Annotated in this window: 24 protein-coding genes and 1 tRNA gene; 4 read left to right on the top strand and 21 right to left on the bottom strand. The window is 38.5% G+C overall.

What is annotated here, in order from left to right; genetic code table 11:
* The first annotated feature begins 73 nt into the window (after positions 1–73).
* Together SJPD1_RS07085 and SJPD1_RS07080 are read left to right on the top strand one after the other, a co-directional pair.
* A tRNA-Gly gene (locus SJPD1_RS07085) sits at positions 74–148 on the top strand.
* A 26-nt stretch (positions 149–174) separates the two neighbouring features.
* Positions 175–474, top strand: coding sequence for a hypothetical protein (locus tag SJPD1_RS07080; protein ID WP_096046597.1), 300 nt, complete (start codon positions 175–177; stop codon positions 472–474).
* 59 nt (positions 475–533) lie between these two features.
* Here SJPD1_RS07080 and SJPD1_RS07075 read toward each other — a convergent pair whose 3' ends face one another.
* The 9 genes from SJPD1_RS07075 to mltG form a co-directional block, all read right to left on the bottom strand.
* Positions 534–1,091 carry a 2-oxoacid:acceptor oxidoreductase family protein gene (locus SJPD1_RS07075; protein WP_096046596.1) on the bottom strand — a complete coding sequence of 186 codons (558 nt, stop codon included), beginning with the start codon at positions 1,089–1,091 and terminating at the stop codon, positions 534–536.
* 10 nt (positions 1,092–1,101) lie between these two features.
* Positions 1,102–1,935, bottom strand: a complete 834-nt coding sequence (locus SJPD1_RS07070) for a 2-oxoglutarate ferredoxin oxidoreductase subunit beta (RefSeq protein ID WP_096046595.1) — start codon at positions 1,933–1,935, stop codon at positions 1,102–1,104.
* Positions 1,935–3,068, bottom strand: a complete 1,134-nt coding sequence (locus tag SJPD1_RS07065; RefSeq protein WP_096046594.1) for a 2-oxoglutarate synthase subunit alpha — start codon at positions 3,066–3,068, stop codon at positions 1,935–1,937. The genes SJPD1_RS07070 and SJPD1_RS07065 overlap by 1 nt, the downstream gene beginning before the upstream one ends.
* Positions 3,069–3,077: 9 nt before the next feature.
* Positions 3,078–3,395 (bottom strand): 4Fe-4S dicluster domain-containing protein, encoded by a 318-nt coding sequence (locus SJPD1_RS07060; protein ID WP_088437339.1) that lies wholly within the window; start codon positions 3,393–3,395, stop codon positions 3,078–3,080.
* Positions 3,396–3,491: 96 nt separating this feature from the next.
* Positions 3,492–4,364 (bottom strand): succinate--CoA ligase subunit alpha, encoded by an 873-nt coding sequence (gene sucD, locus SJPD1_RS07055; RefSeq protein ID WP_096046593.1) that lies wholly within the window; start codon positions 4,362–4,364, stop codon positions 3,492–3,494.
* A gap of 2 nt (positions 4,365–4,366) precedes the next feature.
* Positions 4,367–5,536, bottom strand: coding sequence for an ADP-forming succinate--CoA ligase subunit beta (gene sucC / locus SJPD1_RS07050; RefSeq protein ID WP_096046592.1), 1,170 nt, complete (start codon positions 5,534–5,536; stop codon positions 4,367–4,369).
* Between the two features lie 123 nt (positions 5,537–5,659).
* The gene (gene mdh, locus SJPD1_RS07045; RefSeq protein WP_096046591.1) at positions 5,660–6,613 is read right to left on the bottom strand and encodes a malate dehydrogenase; all 954 of its coding nucleotides are present in this window, start codon (positions 6,611–6,613) and stop codon (positions 5,660–5,662) included.
* 31 nt (positions 6,614–6,644) lie between these two features.
* Positions 6,645–8,882 (bottom strand): NADP-dependent isocitrate dehydrogenase, encoded by a 2,238-nt coding sequence (locus SJPD1_RS07040; RefSeq protein WP_096046590.1) that lies wholly within the window; start codon positions 8,880–8,882, stop codon positions 6,645–6,647.
* A 74-nt stretch (positions 8,883–8,956) separates the two neighbouring features.
* Positions 8,957–9,745, bottom strand: a complete 789-nt coding sequence (gene mltG / locus SJPD1_RS07035) for an endolytic transglycosylase MltG (RefSeq protein WP_420855358.1) — start codon at positions 9,743–9,745, stop codon at positions 8,957–8,959.
* A gap of 268 nt (positions 9,746–10,013) precedes the next feature.
* Here mltG and SJPD1_RS07030 point away from each other — a divergent pair, with 268 nt between their 5' ends.
* A complete protein-coding gene (locus tag SJPD1_RS07030; protein WP_226372267.1) occupies positions 10,014–12,398 on the top strand; it encodes a YhdP family protein in 2,385 nt (794 codons plus the stop codon).
* On the opposite strand, the gene SJPD1_RS07025 is transcribed toward SJPD1_RS07030, so the two are convergent.
* From SJPD1_RS07025 to hypB, 7 genes are all read right to left on the bottom strand, one after another.
* Entirely contained in the window at positions 12,391–13,026 is a 636-nt protein-coding gene (locus tag SJPD1_RS07025; protein ID WP_096046588.1) for an HAD family hydrolase, read from the bottom strand. The genes SJPD1_RS07030 and SJPD1_RS07025 overlap by 8 nt on opposite strands.
* A 5-nt stretch (positions 13,027–13,031) precedes the next feature.
* Positions 13,032–13,532 (bottom strand): GNAT family N-acetyltransferase, encoded by a 501-nt coding sequence (locus tag SJPD1_RS07020; RefSeq protein ID WP_096046587.1) that lies wholly within the window; start codon positions 13,530–13,532, stop codon positions 13,032–13,034.
* A gap of 78 nt (positions 13,533–13,610) precedes the next feature.
* A complete protein-coding gene (gene hypA / locus SJPD1_RS07015; RefSeq protein ID WP_096046586.1) occupies positions 13,611–13,952 on the bottom strand; it encodes a hydrogenase maturation nickel metallochaperone HypA in 342 nt (113 codons plus the stop codon).
* Positions 13,952–14,956 carry a hydrogenase expression/formation protein HypE gene (gene hypE / locus SJPD1_RS07010; protein WP_096046585.1) on the bottom strand — a complete coding sequence of 335 codons (1,005 nt, stop codon included), beginning with the start codon at positions 14,954–14,956 and terminating at the stop codon, positions 13,952–13,954. The genes hypA and hypE overlap by 1 nt, the downstream gene beginning before the upstream one ends.
* Positions 14,953–16,068, bottom strand: coding sequence for a hydrogenase formation protein HypD (gene hypD, locus SJPD1_RS07005; RefSeq protein WP_168171380.1), 1,116 nt, complete (start codon positions 16,066–16,068; stop codon positions 14,953–14,955). Before hypD ends, hypE begins: the two co-directional genes overlap by 4 nt.
* A 1-nt stretch (position 16,069) precedes the next feature.
* On the bottom strand, positions 16,070–16,339 hold the full coding sequence (locus tag SJPD1_RS07000; protein ID WP_096046583.1) for a HypC/HybG/HupF family hydrogenase formation chaperone: 270 nt from the start codon (positions 16,337–16,339) through the stop codon (positions 16,070–16,072).
* 2 nt (positions 16,340–16,341) lie between these two features.
* On the bottom strand, positions 16,342–17,193 hold the full coding sequence (gene hypB / locus SJPD1_RS06995; RefSeq protein WP_096046582.1) for a hydrogenase nickel incorporation protein HypB: 852 nt from the start codon (positions 17,191–17,193) through the stop codon (positions 16,342–16,344).
* A gap of 100 nt (positions 17,194–17,293) precedes the next feature.
* Here hypB and SJPD1_RS06990 point away from each other — a divergent pair, with 100 nt between their 5' ends.
* Positions 17,294–17,977 carry a hypothetical protein gene (locus SJPD1_RS06990; protein WP_096046581.1) on the top strand — a complete coding sequence of 228 codons (684 nt, stop codon included), beginning with the start codon at positions 17,294–17,296 and terminating at the stop codon, positions 17,975–17,977.
* Between the two features lie 3 nt (positions 17,978–17,980).
* Here SJPD1_RS06990 and nikR read toward each other — a convergent pair whose 3' ends face one another.
* The 5 genes from nikR to cybH all read right to left on the bottom strand — a co-directional run bounded on the left by nikR (position 17,981) and on the right by cybH (position 23,580).
* The gene (nikR, locus tag SJPD1_RS06985; protein WP_087438571.1) at positions 17,981–18,394 is read right to left on the bottom strand and encodes a nickel-responsive transcriptional regulator NikR; all 414 of its coding nucleotides are present in this window, start codon (positions 18,392–18,394) and stop codon (positions 17,981–17,983) included.
* 77 nt (positions 18,395–18,471) lie between these two features.
* A complete protein-coding gene (gene hypF, locus SJPD1_RS06980; protein WP_096046580.1) occupies positions 18,472–20,691 on the bottom strand; it encodes a carbamoyltransferase HypF in 2,220 nt (739 codons plus the stop codon).
* Positions 20,681–22,354, bottom strand: a complete 1,674-nt coding sequence (locus SJPD1_RS06975; RefSeq protein ID WP_096046579.1) for a hypothetical protein — start codon at positions 22,352–22,354, stop codon at positions 20,681–20,683. Before SJPD1_RS06975 ends, hypF begins: the two co-directional genes overlap by 11 nt.
* A complete protein-coding gene (locus SJPD1_RS06970) occupies positions 22,351–22,890 on the bottom strand; it encodes a HyaD/HybD family hydrogenase maturation endopeptidase (RefSeq protein WP_096046578.1) in 540 nt (179 codons plus the stop codon). The genes SJPD1_RS06975 and SJPD1_RS06970 overlap by 4 nt, the downstream gene beginning before the upstream one ends.
* Before the next feature lie 12 nt (positions 22,891–22,902).
* Positions 22,903–23,580 carry a Ni/Fe-hydrogenase, b-type cytochrome subunit gene (cybH, locus tag SJPD1_RS06965; RefSeq protein WP_096046577.1) on the bottom strand — a complete coding sequence of 226 codons (678 nt, stop codon included), beginning with the start codon at positions 23,578–23,580 and terminating at the stop codon, positions 22,903–22,905.
* Between the last annotated feature and the right edge of the window lie 6 nt (positions 23,581–23,586).

Genomic DNA, 23,586 nt, shown 5'->3' with positions numbered 1-23,586 from the left:
CCACTTTCAAACTAAAATTTTTACATGTAAAAGTATACATCAGTTTGATATGCTATAATGTCACCTCTAAAATGCGGGTGTAACTCATTGGTAGAGTGTTAGCTTCCCAAGCTGAAAGTAGCGGGTCCGATTCCCGTCACCCGCTCCACATTCAAAACTTCCCAAAGGTCTTTTGTGAGAGAAAAACTTCAAAAAATAGCGCGTCATCCTGCCACACAAAAAGCCCTTAACGATATGAAACCTAAAAAGACTCTTTGGAGTGCTTTAGGGATTATTTTCTTTTTTATCGCTCCTGAAATCATCGCTTATTTTTATGCAACGGACATTGTTCTTTTTGCCCAGAATGGTTTGGCGATGCACCCTACTACACTTGAGAGCTACAACTATAAAATGCTTATCTACCTCTTTGAAGATGGCATCAGTTGGTTTAATCTTGGCTTTGGAGTGGTCTTACTGGTGTGGTTGTTTTTGTAAAAAAATCTTTACATGTAAAGCAGTTCGCTCTTCAGGATTTATCCCGAAGAGCTTAAATTTTAGAGTTTAGCGAGTGCTTCTTTAGCGTATTTAATACCAAGTTCATAGGCTTTAATATTGTCTGCATGTACTTTTTCTGGTACTTTAGAAAGCATTACATCACGGACTAAATCATGGGCTAACACTTTTGTCATTTCAACGGTAATGGAAAGTGCCACAACCGATTGGGTGATAACATTGCCAACCTCTTCTTTTGCAATCGTAATAATAGGAATTTCAACGATCTTCCATTTTTTACGATCTTCCTCATTGACAGTCACCAAGTTTGGTTCTACAACGATAATAGCACCTGGTTTTACACCACTTTTAAAGTGATTGAAGCTGACTTGCGCTGTAGCGATCATAAACTCAATCTCACCCTCATTGGCATACGGAAAAAGGATTTCACTCTCGTCAAGCAAGATATCAACTTTTGTTGGTCCGCCACGCACTTGAGAGGTATACGTTGATGCTTTGACACCATAACCGCCCTCTTTAATCTTTGCAACTGCTAAAATCTCACCCGCCAAGATAACACCCTGACCACCAACGCCAACGAAACGTAATTGTCTTCTCATCAGGGGCTCCTTATAGCTGTACTGTGGTTTTATTTTGTGCTGCATAAATGACTTTGTCATATGCAGCACAGTATTCGAGTTTGCCCTCTTCTTGTTTGAGGATACCTGTTGGGAATTTATCCACACGCTCTTCATCGCTTAAAAGGTCAAACTTTTTCTTACCCACAATGCGACCTTCAATCCATTTAAGATTTTGGACTGCTTCACCCATTTTGTTTTTACGTCCAAGGTTGATGTGACAGTTAGAGAATATATCAAAGAAAGAGTAACCTTTATGAGAAAAACCTGCGACCAAAACTTTTTCCAATTTTTGTGGATCAAGAACGGATTCACGAGCAACAAATGTAGCGCCTGCTGCATCGGCAAGGCGTGCTGCATCAAACGTTGGGTCAACATTACCATAGTTTGCTGTGGCTGTCCACATACCTTGTGGTGTGGTTGGACTCGTTTGAGAATTGGTCAAACCGTAAATAAAGTTGTTAATTAAAACATGGTTAAGATCAATATTTCTTCGACAGCCATGAATCGTATGGTTACCACCAATGGCGAGACCATCGCCGTCACCCGTAACAACAATGACATGTTTTTCAGGATTGGCAAGTTTAATACCCGTTGCATACGCAATGGCACGACCATGCGTTGTATGAACGGTATTACAATCAATGTAAGAACTAAAACGTCCACTACAACCAATACCTGAAACAATACAGACATCATTCATATCCCAACCCATTGTATCGATTGCACGAATAACAGATTTTAGAATAACACCATCACCACAACCCCAACACCATAAGGTTGGCATTTTATCTACACGTAGATATTTATCGTAATTAAATGCCATTACATCATCTCCTTAACTTTAGCAACCATTTCAAGGGGAGCGATTGGACGACCGTTTGCTTTATGCAATGTCGCAAAATCATCTCGTTTCATAACACGCTCAATCTCTTCTAAATATTGTCCCATGTTGAGTTCGGTTACCATAATTTTTTTGAATTTTTTACCAATTTCTTGTAGTTTTGCAACCGGGCTTGGCCAAAGTGTAATCGGTCTAAAAAGACCTGCTTTGATGCCATCTTGACGAAGTTTCATCACCGCTTCTTTTGCCCCTCGAGAGATACTACCATACGCAATAATACAGACATCCGCATCTTCAAGCATAAACTCTTCATAATGAACAAGATCATCTGTTTTAGTCTTGATTTTATTGACTAAACGCTCAATATTATACTCACAAATCGTACCATCTTCCGTTGGAAAACCCATTTCCCCATGATGTAAACCTGTAACATGGTAATGGTACCCTTTAAAGAAAGGATTTAAAACCGCAGGCTCTGTTGGAGCAGCTGCATAAGGTTTATAATCTTTTGGATCACCTGTAAATTCGGCACGTTTAACCACACTTTTCTCAATTTCTGCAAGATCAGGAAGAATTGCTTTTCCATGCATATGTCCGAGCGTTTCATCCAAAAGAACAAAAACAGGTGTCATGTATTTTTCAGCAATGTTAAATGCTCTAATCGTTTCAGTATAGGCTTCCTCTAAACTACCAGGGCAAAGTGAAATAGAAGCAAAATCACCATGTGTTGGGTATTTTGCTTGACCAATATCCGCTTGAGAAACACGCGTTGGAAGACCCGTTGAAGGACCACCACGCATAACATTAACGATTACCAAAGGAACTTCCGTGATAAAACTGTAACCAATTTGCTCTGATTTGAGGGAAATTCCTGGGCCTGATGAAGCAGTCATTGACTTGGTTCCACTCATTGAAGCACCAAGTGCTACACAGATACCAGCTATCTCATCTTCCATTTGGATAAATTTTCCACCAAATTTTGGAAGCAGTTTACTCAAATCCTCAGCAATTTCACTCGAAGGCGTAATTGGATAGCCTCCAAAAAATTTACATCCACATTCTACTGCAGCTTTTGCTACTAAGGCATTGCCGCTTGATATTACTTCTCTTGCCATCAATGATCCTTATGCGCTAAGTTTTCTAAATTTATTTTGTTTCACTTTTTCAGCTCTCTCTTTAGAAGCCTCTGAAAGTTTTGCAAACTTAAATTCACTTTTATCTGCTACATAGATAGCAAAATCTGGACAATGTAATTCACAATCTTTACATCCAATACAGGAATCTGGAGCTACAACCTCTATCATCGATCCCAGTGTCGAGTTTGGTGCTTGAATCATTCCCAAAACACCTGCAGGACACATGCTGACACAAATATCACACGCTTTACACCTAGAGACATTAACCCATACTGGTGTATTACTGGGTGCAGTAATTAAACCCATTCTTCATTCTCCTTTATCTTAACTCTAAATATCAAATGCTTCGTAAAAGGCTTTACTAGATTGTACAATAGTGTAACATCTAGCAGACTTAATATATTATTTTTTCAAAACCTCTGCGATCTTTTTTCCTATCTCAGCAGGTGATTTGACAACATGTACTCCAGCTTTTGTAAGCGCTTCCATTTTTTCAGCTGCTGTTCCAGCACTACCGCTTACAATTGCACCTGCATGTCCCATACGTTTACCCTTAGGGGCACTTTGTCCAGCGATAAAGGCAACTACAGGTTTTTTAATGTGTTCTTTAATGTATTTTGCTGCTTGAATTTCAAGATCTCCACCAATTTCACCGATCATCACAATCGCTTCCGTTTCAGGGTCTGCTTCAAACATAGGGAGTAATTGAATATAGGAAAGTCCTATAATAGGATCGCCTCCGATACCCACAGCTGTGGTAATACCAAAGCCTTCATTACACACTTGGTTTGCGCCTTCATAGGTTAATGTACCTGATTTACTGATCAAGCCAATGTTGCCTTTTTTGAAGATGGAGCCTGGCATAATGCCGATTTTGCACTCTTCTGCGGTAATAATCCCTGGACAATTTGGTCCAATCGTTTTCATCCCTTTTTTAACAGCATACGCTTTAGCTCTTTGCATATCGCGTACGGGTGAGCCTTCTGTAATGATAACAGCCAGTTCAATGCCTGCATCTGCTGCTTCTAAAACAGCGTCCCCCACAAAGGCAGGTGGAACAAAAACCATACTGACTGTTGCGCCTGTTGCCACAACTGCTTCACGAACCGTATTAAATACAGGTTGACCTAAATGTTCTGTGCCACCTTTTCCTGGAGTAACACCACCAACGATTTTCGTACCGTATGCGAGGCATTGCTCCGCATGAAAACTTCCCTCTTTGCCCGTAAAACCTTGAACAATTACTTTTGTATTTTTATCAATCAATATGCTCATAATTAGTTTCCTTTAGCAGCAGCGACGGCTTTAACAGCACCATCGTTGAGATCACTTGCAGTAATAATATTTTTAATGTTGGCATTTTTTAAAATTAGAGCGGCTTCTTTCGCATTGGTGCCATCCAGACGAACAATGACAGGAACATGAACATCCACCAATTTTGTTGCTTCCAAAATACCATTGGCAATACGATCACAGCGTACAATTCCACCAAAAATATTAACAAAAATTGATTTAACATTGGGGTCTTTAAGAATAATCTCAAAGCCTTTTGCAACGGTTTGAGCATTGGCTCCACCGCCCACGTCTAAGAAGTTGGCAGGATTTCCACCTACGTAGTTAATGGTATCCATCGTACCCATCGCAAGACCTGCACCATTGACCATACAGCCAACATTGCCATCGAGTTTAACGTAACTTAGTCCATAACCAGCAGCTTCACGTTCAATTGGATTTTCTTCACTTGGATCACGCATTGCTTCAATGTCTGGATGACGGAAGAGTGAGTTGTCATCAAAGCCCATTTTTCCATCCAATGCGATAAATGCACCACTTTTTGTTTTCACTAAAGGGTTAATTTCGATCATCTCTGCATCATTTTCCATATACACTTTATAGAGTGCTGCTGCAAACTTAATAAAATTGCTGATCTCTTCTTTTGCAAGGCCTAAACCATAAGCAAGTTCCCTGCCATGAAAGGCTTGAAAACCAATAAAGGGATCAACGGCTACTTTAATAATTTTTTCGGGAGTCGCTGCTGCTACTTTTTCAATCTCCATACCACCTTCGCGTGATGCCATAATGACAGGCATTTCACGTGCACGATCCAAGACAACGCCAAGATAAAGCTCATCAGCAATATCAGCACCTTCTTCAATATAGACTTTTTGAACCAGTTTGCCCGCAGGTCCAGTCTGATGTGTGACCAAAGTCATACCAAGAATTTCATTTGTGAGTGTTTTCACTTCATTCAGGCTTCGGGCGAGTTTTACACCACCACCAAGACCACGTCCACCTGCGTGAATTTGAGCTTTTACCACCCAAATAGAACCACCAAGTTTCTTTGCGTTTTCTACAGCCTCTTCAACGTTAAAGGCGACATAGCCGTTGGGTGTGGGAACATTGTATCTCTTAAAGATCTCTTTTGCCTGATACTCATGAATATTCATAAAACCTCCCTGCTTGACTTAAATTAAACTTTCGATTCCAAGACTCTATAGTTATCTGAACATCATAATCAATAAAAAACTCAACTATATCTTTTTTTTGTCTCTCGTTTAAGTTACGAAATTCTATTTGTCGGGAAAAAACTCATTTTTACGCAATGTTTCTAATAAAACATTAACGGAATTCACACTTTTTGCAAATTGATGTTGCTCATTTAAATTTAGAGGTAATTCAACAATTTCTTCGACACCATTTGAGCCCAAAACAACGGGTACACCGTTAACGGTATCATGATAGCCGTACTCACCATCCAGTAATACAGCACAAGGGAAAACAGCACGTGAGTCACTCAAAATAGCTTCAATCATCTTCACCGTTGAATTAGCGGGAGCATAATAAGCTGATGTTCCCATATAACCCACAATTTCTGCTCCACCATGACGTGTTTTATCAATAATCTCATCAATTTCAAGATCACTGAGTAAATCTGTCAGGGCTACACCATTGACGGAAGAGTAACGAGGTAAAGGAACCATATCATCGCCATGGCCTCCCATAACACTTGCCGTTACTTGACCGTAACCAAATCCAAGTTTTCGTGAAATAAATGTTTCCATACGAGAACTATCTAAAATACCTGCCATACCGATAACGCGCCCACGTGGGTAATTGCCTGCTTTAATAGCAACATAGGTAATAGCATCCAATGGATTAGAAACAGTAATAACGATGGCATCTGGTGAATAAATTTTTACTTGTTCAATGATACTTTTAGTAATCTTCGCGTTAATCATCAATAGATCATCTCTGCTCATACCAGGTTTTCTAGGACTTCCTGCCGTAATAACCACAATATCACTGTTTGAAATATGCTGATAATCGCTTGAGGCACTAATAAGCGTATGACTGCCCTCAGGACTCGTCGCTTGGGAAATGTCAAGGGCTTTACCAATGGCAACGCCCTCAACAAGGTCTATCATCACAATCTCACGACAACTTTTACGCATTGCAAGCCAATAGCAAATCGTGGCTCCAACATTTCCTGCTCCAATAATAGAGACTTTTTTCCCTTGTGACAATGAGACTCCTTCTTTACATGTAAATCAAAAATTATGCTTTGAGTTCATCCAAAGCTTTATTTAACGTAGCACTAGGACGCATTGCTTGGCTCGTTTTTTCAAAATTCGGGATATAGTATCCACCCATATCAACTGGCTTTCCTTGAACAGCATTGAGCTCATGAATAATTTTTTGCTCATTGGCTTTGAGTGTCTCAGCGAGTGGTTTAAACTGTGCCGCAAGTTCCTTATCATCATTTTGTGCAGCCAACGCTTCTGCCCAATACATTGCTAAATAAAAATGGCTACCACGATTGTCTAACTCACCTACTTTTGACGATGGTGATTTGTTGTTATCCAAAAACTTACCAGTGGCAGCATCAAGTGTTTTTGCCAAAATAGAAGCTTTTTTATTGCCTACAACATTATCGAGATGTTCAAGTGACGCTGTTAGTGCCATAAATTCACCTAAAGAGTCCCAACGTAAGTGATCTTCTTCGATAAATTGTTGCACGTGTTTTGGAGCAGAACCACCCGCACCTGTTTCAAATAAACCACCACCACTCATCAGAGGAACGATAGAAAGCATTTTTGCCGATGTTCCAACTTCTAAGATAGGGAAAAGATCGGTAAGATAATCACGTAAAACATTACCTGTGACGGCTATCGTATCGAGTCCTTTAACAATACGTGAGAGGGAAACATTAATGGCTTCTTCTGGTGTCATAATTTTAATATCAAGATCTTTAAGATCGTATTCTTTGAGGTATTTTTCAACTTTTTTAATCATCTCTCTATCATGGGCACGAACGGGATCAAGCCAGAAAATAGCAGGTGTTTTACTGAGTCGTGAACGATTAATAGCCAGTTTTACCCAATCACGGATCGGTGCATCTTTCGCTTGACATGCACGGTAAATATCACCTTTTTCAACGCTATGTTCCATTAAAACTTTTCCCGTTGCAATATCGACGATGCGCACAACACCATCTGCTTCACACTGGAACGTTTTATCGTGAGAACCGTACTCTTCTGCTTTTTGTGCCATCAAACCAACATTGGGAACAGAACCCATTGTTTTAGGATCAAGTGCACCATTTTTCTTACAAAAATTCATAGTTTCTTCATAAATGCGCGCATAACAACGATCGGGAATCAATGCTTTGGTATCATGTAAAGCACCATCTTCGCCCCACATTTTGCCAGACTCACGAATACATGCCGGCATGGATGCATCAATGATCACATCGCTTGGTACATGTAAATTTGTAATTCCCTTCTCAGAATTAACCATTGCAAGTTTAGGACGTTTGGTGTATGTATTTGTAATATCTGCTTCAATCGCTGCTTTTTGTGCATCTGGAAGCGTGGCAATTTTGGTATAAAGATCACCTAGACCATTGTTGGCATTGACACCAATCTCTTTAAAAAGTGTGGCATATTTTTCAAAAACATCTTTAAAAAACGCTTTGACTGCATAGCCAAACATAATCGGATCACTAACTTTCATCATCGTCGCTTTTAAGTGTAAAGAGAGAAGAATACCGCTCTTTTTAGCCTCGTCCATCTGTGCTTCAAAAAATGCTGAGAGCTTTTTATTGCTCATATAGGTTCCATCAATGATTTCATCTTTTAAAAGAGCTAGTTTTTCTTTTAAAACGGTTGTTTTACCATCTTTTCCCAAAAGTTCGATACGGACGTTCATTGATTCTGGTACCGTTACCGATTTTTCATTACCGTAAAAGTCACCCTCGCTCATATACGAAACATGAGAAGCAGAATCACTGGTCCATTTTCCCATACGATGTGGATTTTTACGGGCATACTCTTTAACACATAATGGAGCGCGTCTGTCTGAGTTTCCTTCACGAAGTACGGGATTTACTGCACTTCCAAGAACTTTAGCATAACGTGCTTTGATCTCTTTTTCAACTTCTGTTGTAGGGTTTTCTGGGTAATTAGGAACATTATAGCCCTTGTCTTGAAGCTCTTTAATGGCTGCTTGAAGTTGTGGCAAAGAGGCACTAATATTGGGAAGTTTAATAATATTGGCTTCTGGCTGATTAGCAAGTTTGCCTAAATACGTTAAATCGTCATTAACCTTTTGCGCTGCCGTTAGATTTTCAGGAAAATTTGCCAAAATACGACCTGCCAAAGAGATATCTCGAATTTCCATCTCAATGTTAGAACTTGCCGTAAATGCCTGAATAATCGGCAACAAAGAGTACGTTGCAAGAGCGGGAGCTTCATCGACTTTCGTATAGATGATTTTACTTGTTGGTTGAACCATAATAACCCCTTTTTTTTAACTAGATTTTGTTAATGCTACCAGTTTCTTTATTTTGCTTTATTAAATTTACGTCATTAATTTTTTATATTTTCCAAATGTGTCTCATAGGTCTGTGAAAAGGTATGTGTACCATTTTTATTTTTAACAAAATAGAGATAATTCGTCTGCTTTGGAAAAATGGCGGCAAAAATAGCCTCCTTACTCACACTACACACAGGATTGGGTGGCAAACCTTTATACATATAGGTATTATACGGCGAAGTATCTTCACGAATACGCTGTGGTGTTATCTTTGTATGAGAATATTGCCCATAGTTTAGCGTACCATCCATTTGAAGCTTCATATCTTTTTTAAGACGATTGTAGATAACGGATGAAACCAGAGGCATCTCTTCCGCATTGGCTGCCTCTTTTTGAATAATAGAAGCAATGACTAAAAACTTTTGCCATTTTGCTTCATTAAACTCACCAAAGATCTTTTCAAAAACATCTTTATGGTATTTTTTGGCATTCGCCAATAAAAAATGCACCAGATGTTTTTCATTAATACCTACAGGAATATAGTATGTATCAGGTACAAGAAATCCTTCGACATAAGGCGTTGCAAGGGCATATTCTTGCATTAATTTTTCATAGGAGAGATCAAATGCAAGGGCAATTTGCACAAATAAAAGCTCCTTAGTCTCACCTGGAATGTACGTAACAACCTTTAATGGCGCTTTAGCATGAGAAAGCTTGTAAAGAAAATCACCTCGAGTGAGAGGACTAGGATTGATACTCACCCAACCTGATTGAGGTTTACCAATAATATACAGAAGATATTTATCCACTTTATCGTGTAGGTCAAAATTTTTATCAACCATATATGATATAATTTGCCCTATTGAGCCTTGTGGCACAAAAGCAACTGAGCTAGAAGTCATAGGTCTGGACAAGTGAAAGAGAAGTGAATACATGATTATTAAAGCAACATCACATACTATTAGGAATATTTGGATACTTTTACTATTCATAGTTCTTTCTGTCGTAGCATTAATTGGGACCTTAGTAAATGGCATTTCGATCGATAATCTAACATTACCAACGTTAAAAATTGATCAATTATATATTAAACTAGATAAAAAATTGATTGTGAATATCCAAACTCTCGAAATCAAGAAACAAACGCAAAATACGACATCCTTGGAAGAGAGTGCTGAAATTATTAAAAACTTTCCGTACCTTGATCAATTTTTTAGCCAAATTATCATCGATAATTTGATCTACGATAACGAAAAAATTAAACTACGCTACGAACAAAATACGTTTATTCTTGATAGCCAACATCTGAGTGTCAATCTTATTATTACCCCTGTCGAAAAGTGGAGCTTGGAGATTGAAATTCAAGAAGCATATCTTAAAGATTTAGCTTTACATGTAAAGGGAAAAACCAAAATTGATCTCAAAGAGAAGCGCTACTCTTTCGAAGGAGATTTTGAGACATTTGGACTTCAAGGCACTGCAATTCTCGATCTTAAAGACAAGCTTCTTACCTATCATTTACAAAGCGAACCGTTTAACAATAAAAATCTCAAAGATCTTATGGATTTTATTGTATCGCATGTGGAACTTGATCAAATTGCAAAAGACTGGATCGATAAAAATATTGTGGGAAAAGAGTATATTCTTCATTTTTTTGAAGGTCAATTCAATATTGAAACACTGGATTATTTTCCACAATCCATGCATGGAAGTGCAACGGTTAAAGATGCTACGATTAGCTTTGAGCCAAGCGTTCCAGCAGCACATGTCAAAGAGATTGGCATTGAATTTAAAAATGATAAACTTCTTTTTGACATTAAAGAACCAACCTATGAGCAAAAAGTGATTGATAAAGCAGATGTTTATATCTATAATCTCATCGCAAAGGGAACGGGTATCGTAGTTGATCTTACGGCTACATCGAAGCTTGATGCACCAATACATAAAATTTTACATGCTTTTAAAATTGACGTCCCTATCACACAAACCTCTGGCAAAACAGATGCGCATGTGAGACTTGATATTAAATTTCTTCCTTATGACATCAATGCAACAGGTAGTTTCAAACTCTCACCAAGCAACTTTATTTTAAGTGGCGTTCCTATGTCTACAAAAGCGGGAGAAGTCAAACTGGATAATTTTGCCATTACACTTGATCATACCAATATGCGCTATAAAAACCTTTTTGATATTAATGCAACTGGTATTTTTGATGCAAAAAAGAGCCGTTATGATGGAGTGATTGATATTAATTCACTCTTCCTTGATTTTAGTGGTACAACACTTTTATCGCTTACAAATCTTGTCAATCAAAATGCCTCTTTTGCCATTGAAAACAATACGACACAAATGCTTTTGCCCGACCTGGATACCACCATTATTTTTGAAAAAGACAATAACCAATTTCTTGTCAATGATCTTTCCAAACTTGCAGACTATTCGCCTTTTATGCATAATAATTCACTGCATCAAGGATCTGTAAACCTCAAAACAAAAGACTTTGAAAACTTTGATGCCAAAATCAATCTTCATAATGTTTCGACACCTCTTTTAGAAAACCGAGAGCCAATACGTGATTTTGAAATTGCATTACAAACAAATACTAAAACACTTGATGCCAGTACAACAAACAATAAACTCTCACTTCATTTTGATAAAGATTTAACCTTACATGTAAAAGATCTTAATATCTCTCTACCCCATGGTGATGATCCTCTGGATATACCGATCAAGACTACCGTTTTTGGGGAAAACTCCTCCTTAATCGATACCGATAACAATAGAACAGTCTTGAGTGAACGCTATACAATGACACTGTATAAAGATCGCGTTCATCTTAATTCAAAACGTGGTAAATCTTCTTTTGAATATGAAGAACACAAAGGAAGCTTTGGCATCCAAGCGACGGCTATGGATGCTGATGCAGCCAATGCCCTTTTAAATCGACCTTATTTCCATCAAGGTGATTTTTCACTGACGATTGAAGGCAAAGATAGTAACACTATGAAAGGTACATTGATCATGCATAAAACATTTATCAAAGACCTTAAATTTTTTAATAATCTGATGGCGACAATCAATGCCATTCCGTCACTGCTTGTCTTTAATGATCCAAACTTTAATTCTGAGGGCTATTTTGTGGATAATGGTTATATAGAATATAATCAAACCAAAGAGGCGTTACATGTTAAAGAGCTTCAACTTCGTGGCTCTAACGCAGATATTGTAGGTGCAGGTATGGTTGATTTAAACACTAGCTCATTGGATCTTCAATTACAAATCAAGACGCTTAAATCCTTTAGCTCCGCCATTGATATGATTCCTTTAGTAGGAGGTATTATATTGGGGGATGATAAAAGAATCGCAACCAATGTCAATGTGACGGGACAAACAACAGATCCAAAGATAGAAACACATTTAATCATGGATACAATTAAAACGCCTGTGCATATCCTTCAGAGAACACTTGAATTGCCATTGGAGCTTTTTAAATAAACGTGTTCAAAAGTCCTAAAAGTTCATGAATAGTATGGACACGAAGTTTTGCTGTTTCGCTTGTACCATAACCCCATAACGCAAAAATAAAACGAATTCCAGCATTCGAGGCAGCAAGTTCGTCTTTAATGCTGTCTCCCACAAGAATAGTTTTAGAAGGTGCACTTCCTAACTCCTCCATTAAGCGGTATACCATTAATGGACTCGGTTTTGGTTCTGCCACATTATTGGCACCCACAATACTTGAAAAATAATCAATAATGTTCAGTTCTTGTAACATATGGCGTGCAAAAAAATCACTTGCATTGGTGGCAATACTCAAGTAGGCTTTTTCACTCAGAATATGCAATAGCTCTTTGACATCAGGATAGAGAGAAATCATACTGGGTGAAAAGTGCATATAATGCTCTTTAAACAAAGCACGATGAGCAGGATCATACTCATCCGTATTGTAAAAAATCTTTGGGAGATGCTGATCAGGTTGGTTAATATAATACTCCAAAAACTCTTTGGCAATAGGAGCAAGCCCTAGCGTATTGCGTACGTAATTAACACTGTTGGTCATTGCAGCACTTGAGTCAACCAATGTGCCATCCATGTCAAAGATAATCGAAACTTCTTTTTTCATTGTCACTATTCTTGAATACGATGCCCAAGTATTAAAAGGTCTTTATCAATTCCTTCAATCGTAGCAATACGATTGAGATTTCCCCATTCTTTAAAGCCTAATTTTTTAAAAAGCTTTAGGCTTGGCGTATTTTCCGAAAAGATAAGAGCTAAAAGTGTTTTAATTTCATAACTCTTTGCTTGCTCAATCGCTTCACATAAAAACTGTTGTCCAAGCTTTTTACCTTGAAAGTTTTTATCAATATAGATATTGATGCGAGCACTGTGAGCATAGGCCAACAAGTTGGCATAAAAAGGTTGCAAACTGATCCACGCGATGATACGACCATGGTACTCTTTAACTAAGATCGGGTGTAATGCATCATGAGCCTTAAACCACTCTATTTTGTCTTCTACGCTTACCGTTTTGCTATCCGCAGTAGAAATACCATCTTTGATTGCCTCATTATAGATCTTAATGATCTCAGGCAAGTCTTCAAGGGTTGCATGTCGTAACTCATTTAGCATTGGAATCCTTAGTAAAGTTCTCGTGTAGAAACATAATATAGTATCATTGATTATACATTATGCACTCTTAGCCTCTCTTTACTCCATTTCAAGATGCATGAGGTACATCTCTTCGCCATCGATGACACGTAAATCAGTACTGCTACAAGTGGGGCAAACAAACTCATTGTGTGTGAGAGTTGCTTCATTGTGACAATTTTCACAATGAATAACAATCTCTTGCAGATGCACAATAAATTCTGCCTCAGCACAGATGGTCTCCTCTTTAAAGGTATCAAAAGCCGTTTGCAATAAATGAGGTTCTACACCACTAAGTTTTCCAATTTTAATTTCAACTTTCGTAATTTTTGTTGCATTGTGCTCTTTTGCATTTTTGTCGCACATCTCTAAAAGAGCATTGACGATGGAAAACTCATGCATTAGCAAATCCTCGGAAGTAACTCACCTTTAGGCGGTTCTAAAAAGCGCTCCGACCCCCAAGGAGTATGTAAAACTACTTTACATGTAAAGGCATTGCTTACCTTTCCTATCACGGCACATTTGGTGGTTTCAGGGAAATTTTGAAGCACCTCTAGTGCTTTTTGCGCTTCACTTTGAGGCAAACAAATGACCATGGTTCCCTCATTGGCAAATTCATAAGGCTCGAAACCAAGAAGTTCACAAATACCTTTGACCTCTTGCGCCACAGGAATTTTTGCTTCATCGACTTCAATGCACACTTTTGAAGTCTCAGCCCATTCATTTAAAACCGCACTAAGTCCTCCTCTGGTGGCATCTCTTAGAGCATGAATCTTTACACCTGCATCAATGAGTGCTTCAACAGGTTTCCATAAACTTGCACAGTCTGTTTGAAGATTGCTCTCCAGCTCTATCTCTTCACGGGTTGCCAAAATACAGGCACCGTGATTACCAATTTCATTGGAAACGATGATGCAATCACCCTCTTCTAAGTTATGCGCCGAAATATTTTCATACATGATTTCACCAATACCCGCCGTGTTAATGAAAAGTCCATCAACCCCACCTTTTGGTACAACCTTAGTATCGCCTGCAACAATTTTAACGCCGCTTTTAGCCATCTCATCACGCATCGCGATAACAATCTCTTCAAGATGAGAATATAAAAACCCCTCTTCGATCATAAACGAACAGGTCATATAACGAGGCTTCGCACCCATCATCGAAAGATCATTGACTGTTCCCGCAATGGCAAGCTTACCAATGTTTCCACCTTTAAAAAAAAGCGGTGAAACGACAAACGAATCCGTTGTAAAAGCAATTTTACGGTCGTTCATCACAAGGCTTGCAGCATCTTCCATACGCAGTAAAATTTCATTATCAAAATGTTTAAAAAATAGCTCTTTAATGAGGTTTTGGGTCTCTTCACCGCCACCTCCATGAGAGAGAAGTATCTTTTTACTCACGCTCTAGCTCCTTTGAGATTGAGTTTTCCATATTTGAAGTAGGCAGAACATGCCCCTTCGCTTGAAACCATACACGAGCCCATCGGGTTCGTTGGGGTGCACGCCTTACCAAATACTTTACAGTCAAAGGGTTTGGCACGTCCTTTGAGAATGTCACCGCAAATGCACATTTTATGGTCATTCAGTTCTGTTTTAGGCAATATGGCATCAAACACAATCTCGGCATCATAAGCAGCATATTCAGCTCTTAGTTTCAGTGCACTTTTGGGGATATCACCAATACCGCGCCATCTAAAGTGATCACGTTTTTCAAAATAGGTATTGATAAGTTCCTGCGCTTTGAGATTGCCTTCGCGTGAAACGGCTCTGGCATATTCATTTTCAACAACGCTTTTACCCTCATTGATTTGACGTACAATGCGTAAAACAGACTCCATCACATCGGTGGGTTCAAACCCAGCAACGACAATCGGTGTATGGTATTTCTCTGCAATCGGTTCATAGATTTTATAGCCCGTAATGACACTCACATGGGAAGGTCCAAGAAACGCATCAATGAGTGCATTGCCATCGCCCATAATCGCCTCTACCGCTTCAGGCACGGTGACATGGTTGATGTGAAAAAAGACATTGGTCAGTTTATGTGCTATAGCTTGTTGCATCAAAACCGCACTCATCGGTGTGGTGGTTTCAAAGCCAATCGCAAAAAAGACCACATTTTTATCAGGATTTTCCTGCGCAATTTTAATGACATCCAATGGCGAATACAACGAGCGAATGTCTTTACCCTCTGCTCGCAGTTTTTGCAAAGAGGTTTTACTGCCTGGAACCCTTATCATATCGCCTAGTGTTGCTAAAATCGTATTGGGCATACTGGCTAATGCAATCGCATGATCAATCCGTTCTTTTGGCATAATACATACAGGACACCCAGGACCATGAACAAATTCGATGAGCTCTGGTAAAATTTGTGGAAGTCCAAACTTCATAATCGTATGCGTATGACCGCCACACACTTCCATAATGTTGATTTTGGATTTGCACTCTTTTTTAATCAGTGCCGCCAAAGCTTTCATATGTTCAGGGTCACGAAATCCTTCAATGAGATCCACTTCAAACATAGTTGCTATTTCCTTCTTCATCACTGATCTCGCCTTCTCGCATCGCTTCTGCAATCTCATTGTAAGCGGCGATGCTATCTTCTGCATGTTCTTTACTGATCTTGTTCATAGCAAATCCCACGTGAATAAGGACATAATCGCCAATATTCACAGGCTCACTAATCAAATCAAGCGTTACTTTACGCTTAACACCCATAGTATCAACGGTTGCATAATTATTTTCGTCAATTTCGATGACTTTAGAAGGTATGGATAAACACATAATTACCTCAATGCTTTTTTCATTTTAAGGTAGTTGATCCACTGATCAATTCCTTTGCCAGACTTGCTGTCTATCTCGATGACATCAACTTTTGGATTTAGTTTGCGTGCTTCACGAATCGCTTTTTCAACACTAAAATCAAAATGTGGTAACAAATCGCACTTCGTGATTAAAAATAGATCGGCACTGCGAAACATGACGGGGTATTTAGCCGGTTTATCATCGCCTTCTGGTACGGAGAGAAGCACGACATTCAGGTGACTTCCCACATCGTAACTGGCAGGGCAGACGAGATTGCCCACGTTTTCAATAAAGACAACATCAAGCCCATCAATCGGTAAATGATGAAGCCCTTCGTGCACCATAAACGCATCCAAATGACATGCTTGTCCTGTGGTGATTTGATGCGCTAATGCCCCTTTTGCGGTGATACGATCAGCATCTTGATTGGTTTCAAGATCGCCTTCAATAACTGCTAGTTTGATCTGTTTGGTATCGATCGTCGCTTCCAAAAGTGTCGTTTTTCCACTTCCTGGACTGCTCATTAGATTGATCGCCAAAACACCATGCTCTTCAAAATGCGCTCTATTGTGCGATGCTTGCGTGTCGTTCGCATCCAAAATCTTCGTAATGACAGCAATGGTTTTTTTATCATTTAACTGTGGATTAGCATGAATTTCATCATGATTTTTGTGTTCATGGTGATCATGATCATGTGCGTGAGGATGATCGTGATGGGTATGGTCGTCATGATCATGCGAATGACTATGTGTGTGACCATCATGATCGTGTTCATGCGCATGCGCTGCTGACCATTGAGTAGGAGTAATTGAACAACCGCAATCTTTACACATTTTTAAGTCCTTGTCTCTATTTTTTCTCTATTATAGTAGAAGTCTTTAAACAAGAGATAAAAAAAGATGTTTCTTAGTTATTTTTAGGAAAAATACACTCATGAAAACAGATCAAAAGCAGTGCATTTTTTGCGGGAACAAAGCGCTTTACTTCGTCTCTAAAACGCAATGCCGATGCGTTACATGTAAACGAACATTTAGCTATGTAAAGTATGCACAAGAAATGGCTATTTTGGAGTGTTTGATCGATAATAACAGTGCGTATGAATGTGCTACACTTTTAGGATTGAACTATCTTACCATCGCAAAAAAATATCAAAAATTGCGCCTTTTACTGATAAGTCATAGTGAAGCTCTTTATGCAGGACAAACACAGACGTTTTCACAATACGATGAATACTATTACCTTCCAACGTGTAAAAGAAGAAAAAATAGATATCTTTTCGATGGTATCGGTATTTTAGGTATGGTGTATGGCGACTCCATTCACACTCTTTTACTGCCAGATCAATTTGCACACCTGAAAAATTTAGATGAAAATTCCATCGAAAAAGAGACCTATGCGCGCTATCTTAACCAGCATAAAGTAGCACATTACGAGAGTTTTGACAACGCCTTAACACGCTTTTGGAAATTTTTAGAGAGCTGGCTGGATCACTTTAAAGGCGTGAGTAAAGAGAATTTTATCTATTATCTTAAAGAAGCGGAATTTAAATTTAATTATACACAAGAAGAACAGCGTCTCATTTTAGAGACGCTATGGAAGAAAAATCTTTACATGTAAAGATTATGAAGCGGGAATTGAGGCCTCAACAAGTTTGGAGAATTTAACCCCTTTAAGCCCTGCAATCTTTTGTGCAAAGTCTTTCACTTCAGAAACTTTTCCCGTCACCATAATGGTTTCGAGGCAATTTTCATGGCTTACATGTACGTGGGTATTACACATAATATGTATTTTTGCATCATGTTGAATTTCCAAAATCTTCTGCACGAGCTCATTTTGATGATGCGTATAGATCATTGTCAAAACACCTATAACATCGCTGTTATCATCTTGCCAATCATCTTTTACGATTTTCTCGCGAATTAAGTCTCTGGTAAATTCACTACGTGAAGCATAGCCTTGAGCATCGACTTTTTTGTCAAGCTCTTCTAAAAGTTTTTCTGGAAGTGAAACACTAAAACGAATAATTTTATCCATGGTGTATCCTTTTTATATACTTCGACTACATTTTAATCATACTATTCTTTATTTATTTGAAGATAAAAATATTAATATTACTTTTGAAGTGATTTGTAGATCTGTCCAGCACAAATTCCGCCATCATTGATTGCTAATTGTAACGGAAAATAGAGAGGTTGTGTGACATTTTGAAGTATTTGTTCCATGAGTGTGCGATTTTGAAACACTCCTCCTCCAAGTACGATTGGATAAGTGTAACGATGACTTATCGTAAGAGCCATTTCGACCAATGTATTGATAAATTTGGAAGCAATCAGGCGTGGTTCATGATCTTGAAGCATTTGAACAAACATAGGTTTATAACGAATGATTTTATCGTCTATTTCAAATGTATAGCTCTGCGTAATTGAAGGATCATACAGCGCTTCGATAAGCAAGCCACTTTCTCCATCATAACTTACGTTCCCTTCCATTCCACATAAAACTGCGACAGCATCAAAGAGTCTTCCCACTGATGAACATAAAGGTGAATGAATTTTTTTGGTGTAAATTTGTTGGAGACGTTTGAGTGACTTTTCATCAAAATAATCTAATAACAACGCATCAGCCTCATCACCCAATACATCCCATAGAAGCGAGGCTAAAATACGTTTAATTTCCTTAATGCTCGCATCTCCACCTAAAAGAGCAAATGGTTCGAACGAAGCAACACGTTCATAACCACTTTGATCACACACTAAAAACTCACCACCCCAGATGGTTCCATCATCTCCATACCCCGTACCATCCCAAGCGATGCCCAATACTTTTTCATTGAGTTTATGCTCGCACATAGCAGAGAGAATATGCGCATAGTGGTGTTGTATCTGAACAAAAGGGATGTTTTGCTTTTTCGCCCACTGTGTTGAAACATAATTGGGGTGTAGATCGCCAACGATAAGATCGGGCGTAAAATCGTAAAATCGTGAAAAACTCTCTATCATCTTTTCAAACAGTTCATTCGAGGCGATATTATCCAAATCACCAATGTAAGGACTGATAATAATTTGATGGTTGAGATAAATCGCAATGGCATTTTTTTGGTGTGCTCCTACGGCTAAGATTTTTCGCTCATCCGTTGAATCAACACGAAAGCTCTTTGGAGCAATACCACGCGAAGAACGCATCAAAAGCGTTTTATCGCCAAGGTACTGTAAAACACTATCATCACTGGAATTGACGATTGCACGGTTGTAATCCAGATAATACTCAACAACATCGTTGAGCTTTTGCTGTAAAACAGTTGCATCACTGATAATCGGCTCACCCGAGCGATTGGCACTGGTTGCCACAATAGGGTTTTTAAGGTATTCAAAAAGCATTACATGTAAAGGTGTATAAGGTAAGAAAACGCCAAGGCGATCTATACGAGGTGCTATCAGTGAGCTAATTTTAGAAACCTTTGCATTGCGCTTTACTAGAACAATCGGGCGAAGCAGAGAGCAAATACCCTCTTCTTCTTGAGCACTTATCCTACACTCTTCTTTGATCGCTTCTATAGTTTTAAACATAACAGCAAACGGTTTCGAAGGTCGATGTTTAAGCTCTCTCAAGCTTGCTACCACCGTGTCATTTGTGGCATCACAGATGAGATGAAAACCACCCATACCTTTGAGTGCTACGATGTACCCAGCATTAATCAAATTCGCTAATTTTACAATCGCCTCTTCATTTGTTGCTAAAAGTTCTCCATCAATGTTACGTAAAAAAAGAGTTGGTCCGCATTTTGAACAGCTAATGGGTTGAGCATGATAACGACGATCAAGGGGATTTGTATATTCACTTTGGCATGCTTCGCACATAGGAAAAGGCTGCATTGACGTATAAGGACGATCATACGGAACGGTTTTAATGATGGAATAGCGAGGTCCACAATGTGTACAGTTAATGAAAAAATAGTGGTAGCGTCTGTTGTTTGGATCATGCAGCTCTTTCAGGCAATCGTCACAAATAGACATATCAGGTAACACAAGAGAAGATTTCGTACTTACTTCATCGCTTTGGCGAATTTCAAAGTGTGTATCATCTTTACATGTAATCATCTTTTTTTGCCAAAAATCAACGCGAGCAAGAGGAGGAAGTTCTTTAAACAAAGCCAATTCAAACGCTTCAAGGCTCTCTTGAAATCCTTCTACCTCAATGATGACACCTTTAGAATTGTTGAGCACAAACCCTTGTAAATGAAAACGTATAGCCAGTGTATAGACAAAGGGGCGAAAACCAACCCCTTGGACAATACCTTCGATATGATAAATCAGACGAGATTTACTGATCAATCGGCAATTCTTTATTCAAGCAGATCGTATGATTTGGCTTGATGTTTTTAGAAAGCATTTCTGTAAAACGTTTATAGCCAAAAAGGGAACCACAAAAGGCTATTTTATTTGAAGTCAGATTATCTTTGTGAGAATCAGCCATATCTGAGAGGAAAAAAGAGAGGCTTTCCATACAACCAAAACTCAATGTTATCGTGTCCGTTCCAGCGAGTTTGTAACTCATACCACTGCGAAGTAATCTAACATAATTCAAATCAGAACTGAGTGCATCCTCTTTTTCCAAATAGTAGTCAATACGTGGACCTTTTTGACCACCAAAATCTTCGGCATTTTCAATGAGTTGTTCAGCAGCACGATCAAAATCGTCGCTAATTCCCAGTACGATTGCGACAATTTTCCAAAGGGAATAAATACTCTTAGGTAATGTGTCTGGAATAGCCGTATGAATCGCTTTTTCATACAACTCAGGAAACTGCTCTTTATAACTCGCGACCAAACGCTCAGCACTAGGACTACTTCTCTCAATTTCGGCAAAAAGTTCAGCAAATGAACGTGGCAATAAAATCTCCACAAGATTGAGCATGCCATTTTCTTTAGAATAATGCATGACACGATCATTATGGCTTCGACTAAAATAAAAACAGCTCAATGCTGTATCAAAAAGCTTATGTTCTTGCAAAATAGAAGCGAATGCGGCATGAGAAGGTTCATCAAATTTTTTCAAACTTCCTTTGAGTGCATCAGAAGCATAACTTGTACCCTGAACAATTAAAATAGTACCATTTTCCAGAACACTTACCACGAGTGGCTCTAGTGCTTTTAAAGGTTGTTCAAAATCGACACTGTATAGGCTTTGACACTCTTTAAGTGAAGCTTTAAAAAGGAAATGAACACCTTTTGCAAAAAGTCGCTTAGAGAGTTGATACAAGAAAAGATCATCTGCAAGCCTTAACATCACGCGAGATTCTTTCAAAATCTCTTTTTGCGCAAACAGCGCATTCACTTTAAAACGAATAGAAGGGCGCTCTAAAGAAGCAAGCGCTTTGATCTCATTTTCTCTACTCACAACCATACGCTCAACAACCGACAAATCCGTTGCAATCACTTCAGGCAATACAATATGAGAACATGCAGAGATGTTTTCAATTTTACCAAAAACAAAGTGACCATTTTTCGTTTGAATGGCTACATTTTCACCTGTGGCAATAAGTTCAGAAACTTTTTCATAAAGCGATTCATAGCCTTCTGCCGTGTTTACATGTAAAAGATTTTTCCCCTCATGAAAAAGATGAATGGACGTATCTTTTGGTGCAATGACAAAAGGAGAGAGATACTGAGGAGAATTTAGTGTATCCACTGAAGCTAAAATTTTAGGTGTAAATTCAACGGTATACGCCATGGATGGCACTGTTTCCTCATCATCGGGCATGCTTTCCAAAACTTCAACACTGGAAGACTTAAAAAAGATAGACAGAGGCAGTGAAGAAGAAAGAGTGTCCGCAAAAGTGCCTAAACGAACTTCATCTGCTTCTACAAAGAGTGTTACAATAGATTCTTTACGAATAATTTTATGCACGATACCAAAATCATTTGCAATCTCTTTCAATAAATTTTCTAAAATACCGTTATGTGATATATAATTAAATTCAAATGCTAAAATCATCGATCCCCCAAACAGGACGTATTTGCCACACTTTGGATGTCAATATCACTGATTTGCTGATACGTAAATCCAAGTTCACTCAAATGTTTTAGTAAAACATTTTCCATAATACCACTGCCTTTTATGATAGCATCTGTAAGCTGTAGCGTTGTATCTTCAATAACTTCTGGAATTATACCAATAATTTTCGTAGGAGGACGATCTCCTACCATATCCATCATATTCAGTGTTTGAAGCATTTCGACTTCATGAACACTTCCTTGCCATGTGATCGTATTGGGAACATTTTCAAAATCGAAGAAATAAACATCTCCAATTTCGCCATCTCTTGTGTCAACACAATCCAATACAATGACATAGTCATACTCAGCTATAATGGGAATTAAACGCTCCGCTAGTGTACCACCATCAATAAAGGTAAGGGTATGTTCGGGAGAAGAAAACGCATATTTTTGTTCAACAAGACGGCAAAGATGAACTCCGACGCCTTCGTCGGAGAACATCACATTGCCAATGCCTAAAATCAACACTTTCAAGTAAAAACTCTCTTAGTGTTTTGGATCGTGTTTAAGAAACTTATAACCACTGAAAATCGCATCTAGTGAACCCTCTTTACCCATGATTGAGTTAAAGATTGCCATATAGATGTGAATTGGTAAGAAGATCAAAATACCCCACATTACAATGTGGTGGATTTCTCTTACCATTGCAAGTCCACCCATCATTGCTTCGATTGGACGCATATAGTCATATAAGAATAGACCAATACCGCCACCTTGATAACAATTGACATACAAAATGAGACCTGTTAAGCTGATGATAAAAATCATTGCATAAAGTCCTACATAAGCGATAAATTGCAACGGATTATAGACACCTTTTAAATGAGGGTGTTCACCCATAAAAAGGTAATATTTAAGCTGTTGAAACCATACTTTTGGACTTACAAAATCTACAAACGATACTCTCTCTTTTGAACTGATACCATCAAGGCAAAAAAGGTACGTTTTGTAAAGTGTAATTGCAATCAATAAAAACCCTGCAATTTCATGCCACATTCTGAACTTTGCATTCAAGAAGAGGATAGGCTCATCTGATGATTCAGGAGCGATGAATACATAGGCCAAATAAAACCCTGTCACCGTTAATACAAAAATAGCAATCGCTCTTAGCCAGTGCGTCCAACGAAGCCCTGCTGAGAACTCAAATTCTATATCTCTTTTCATTGTTAG

Source organism: Sulfurospirillum diekertiae, from assembly GCF_002309535.1.
GTDB classification, from domain to species: domain Bacteria; phylum Campylobacterota; class Campylobacteria; order Campylobacterales; family Sulfurospirillaceae; genus Sulfurospirillum; species Sulfurospirillum diekertiae.
The sequence above is the reverse complement of the archived record's forward strand: the minus strand, read 5'-3'. Positions and strand labels throughout refer to the sequence as shown.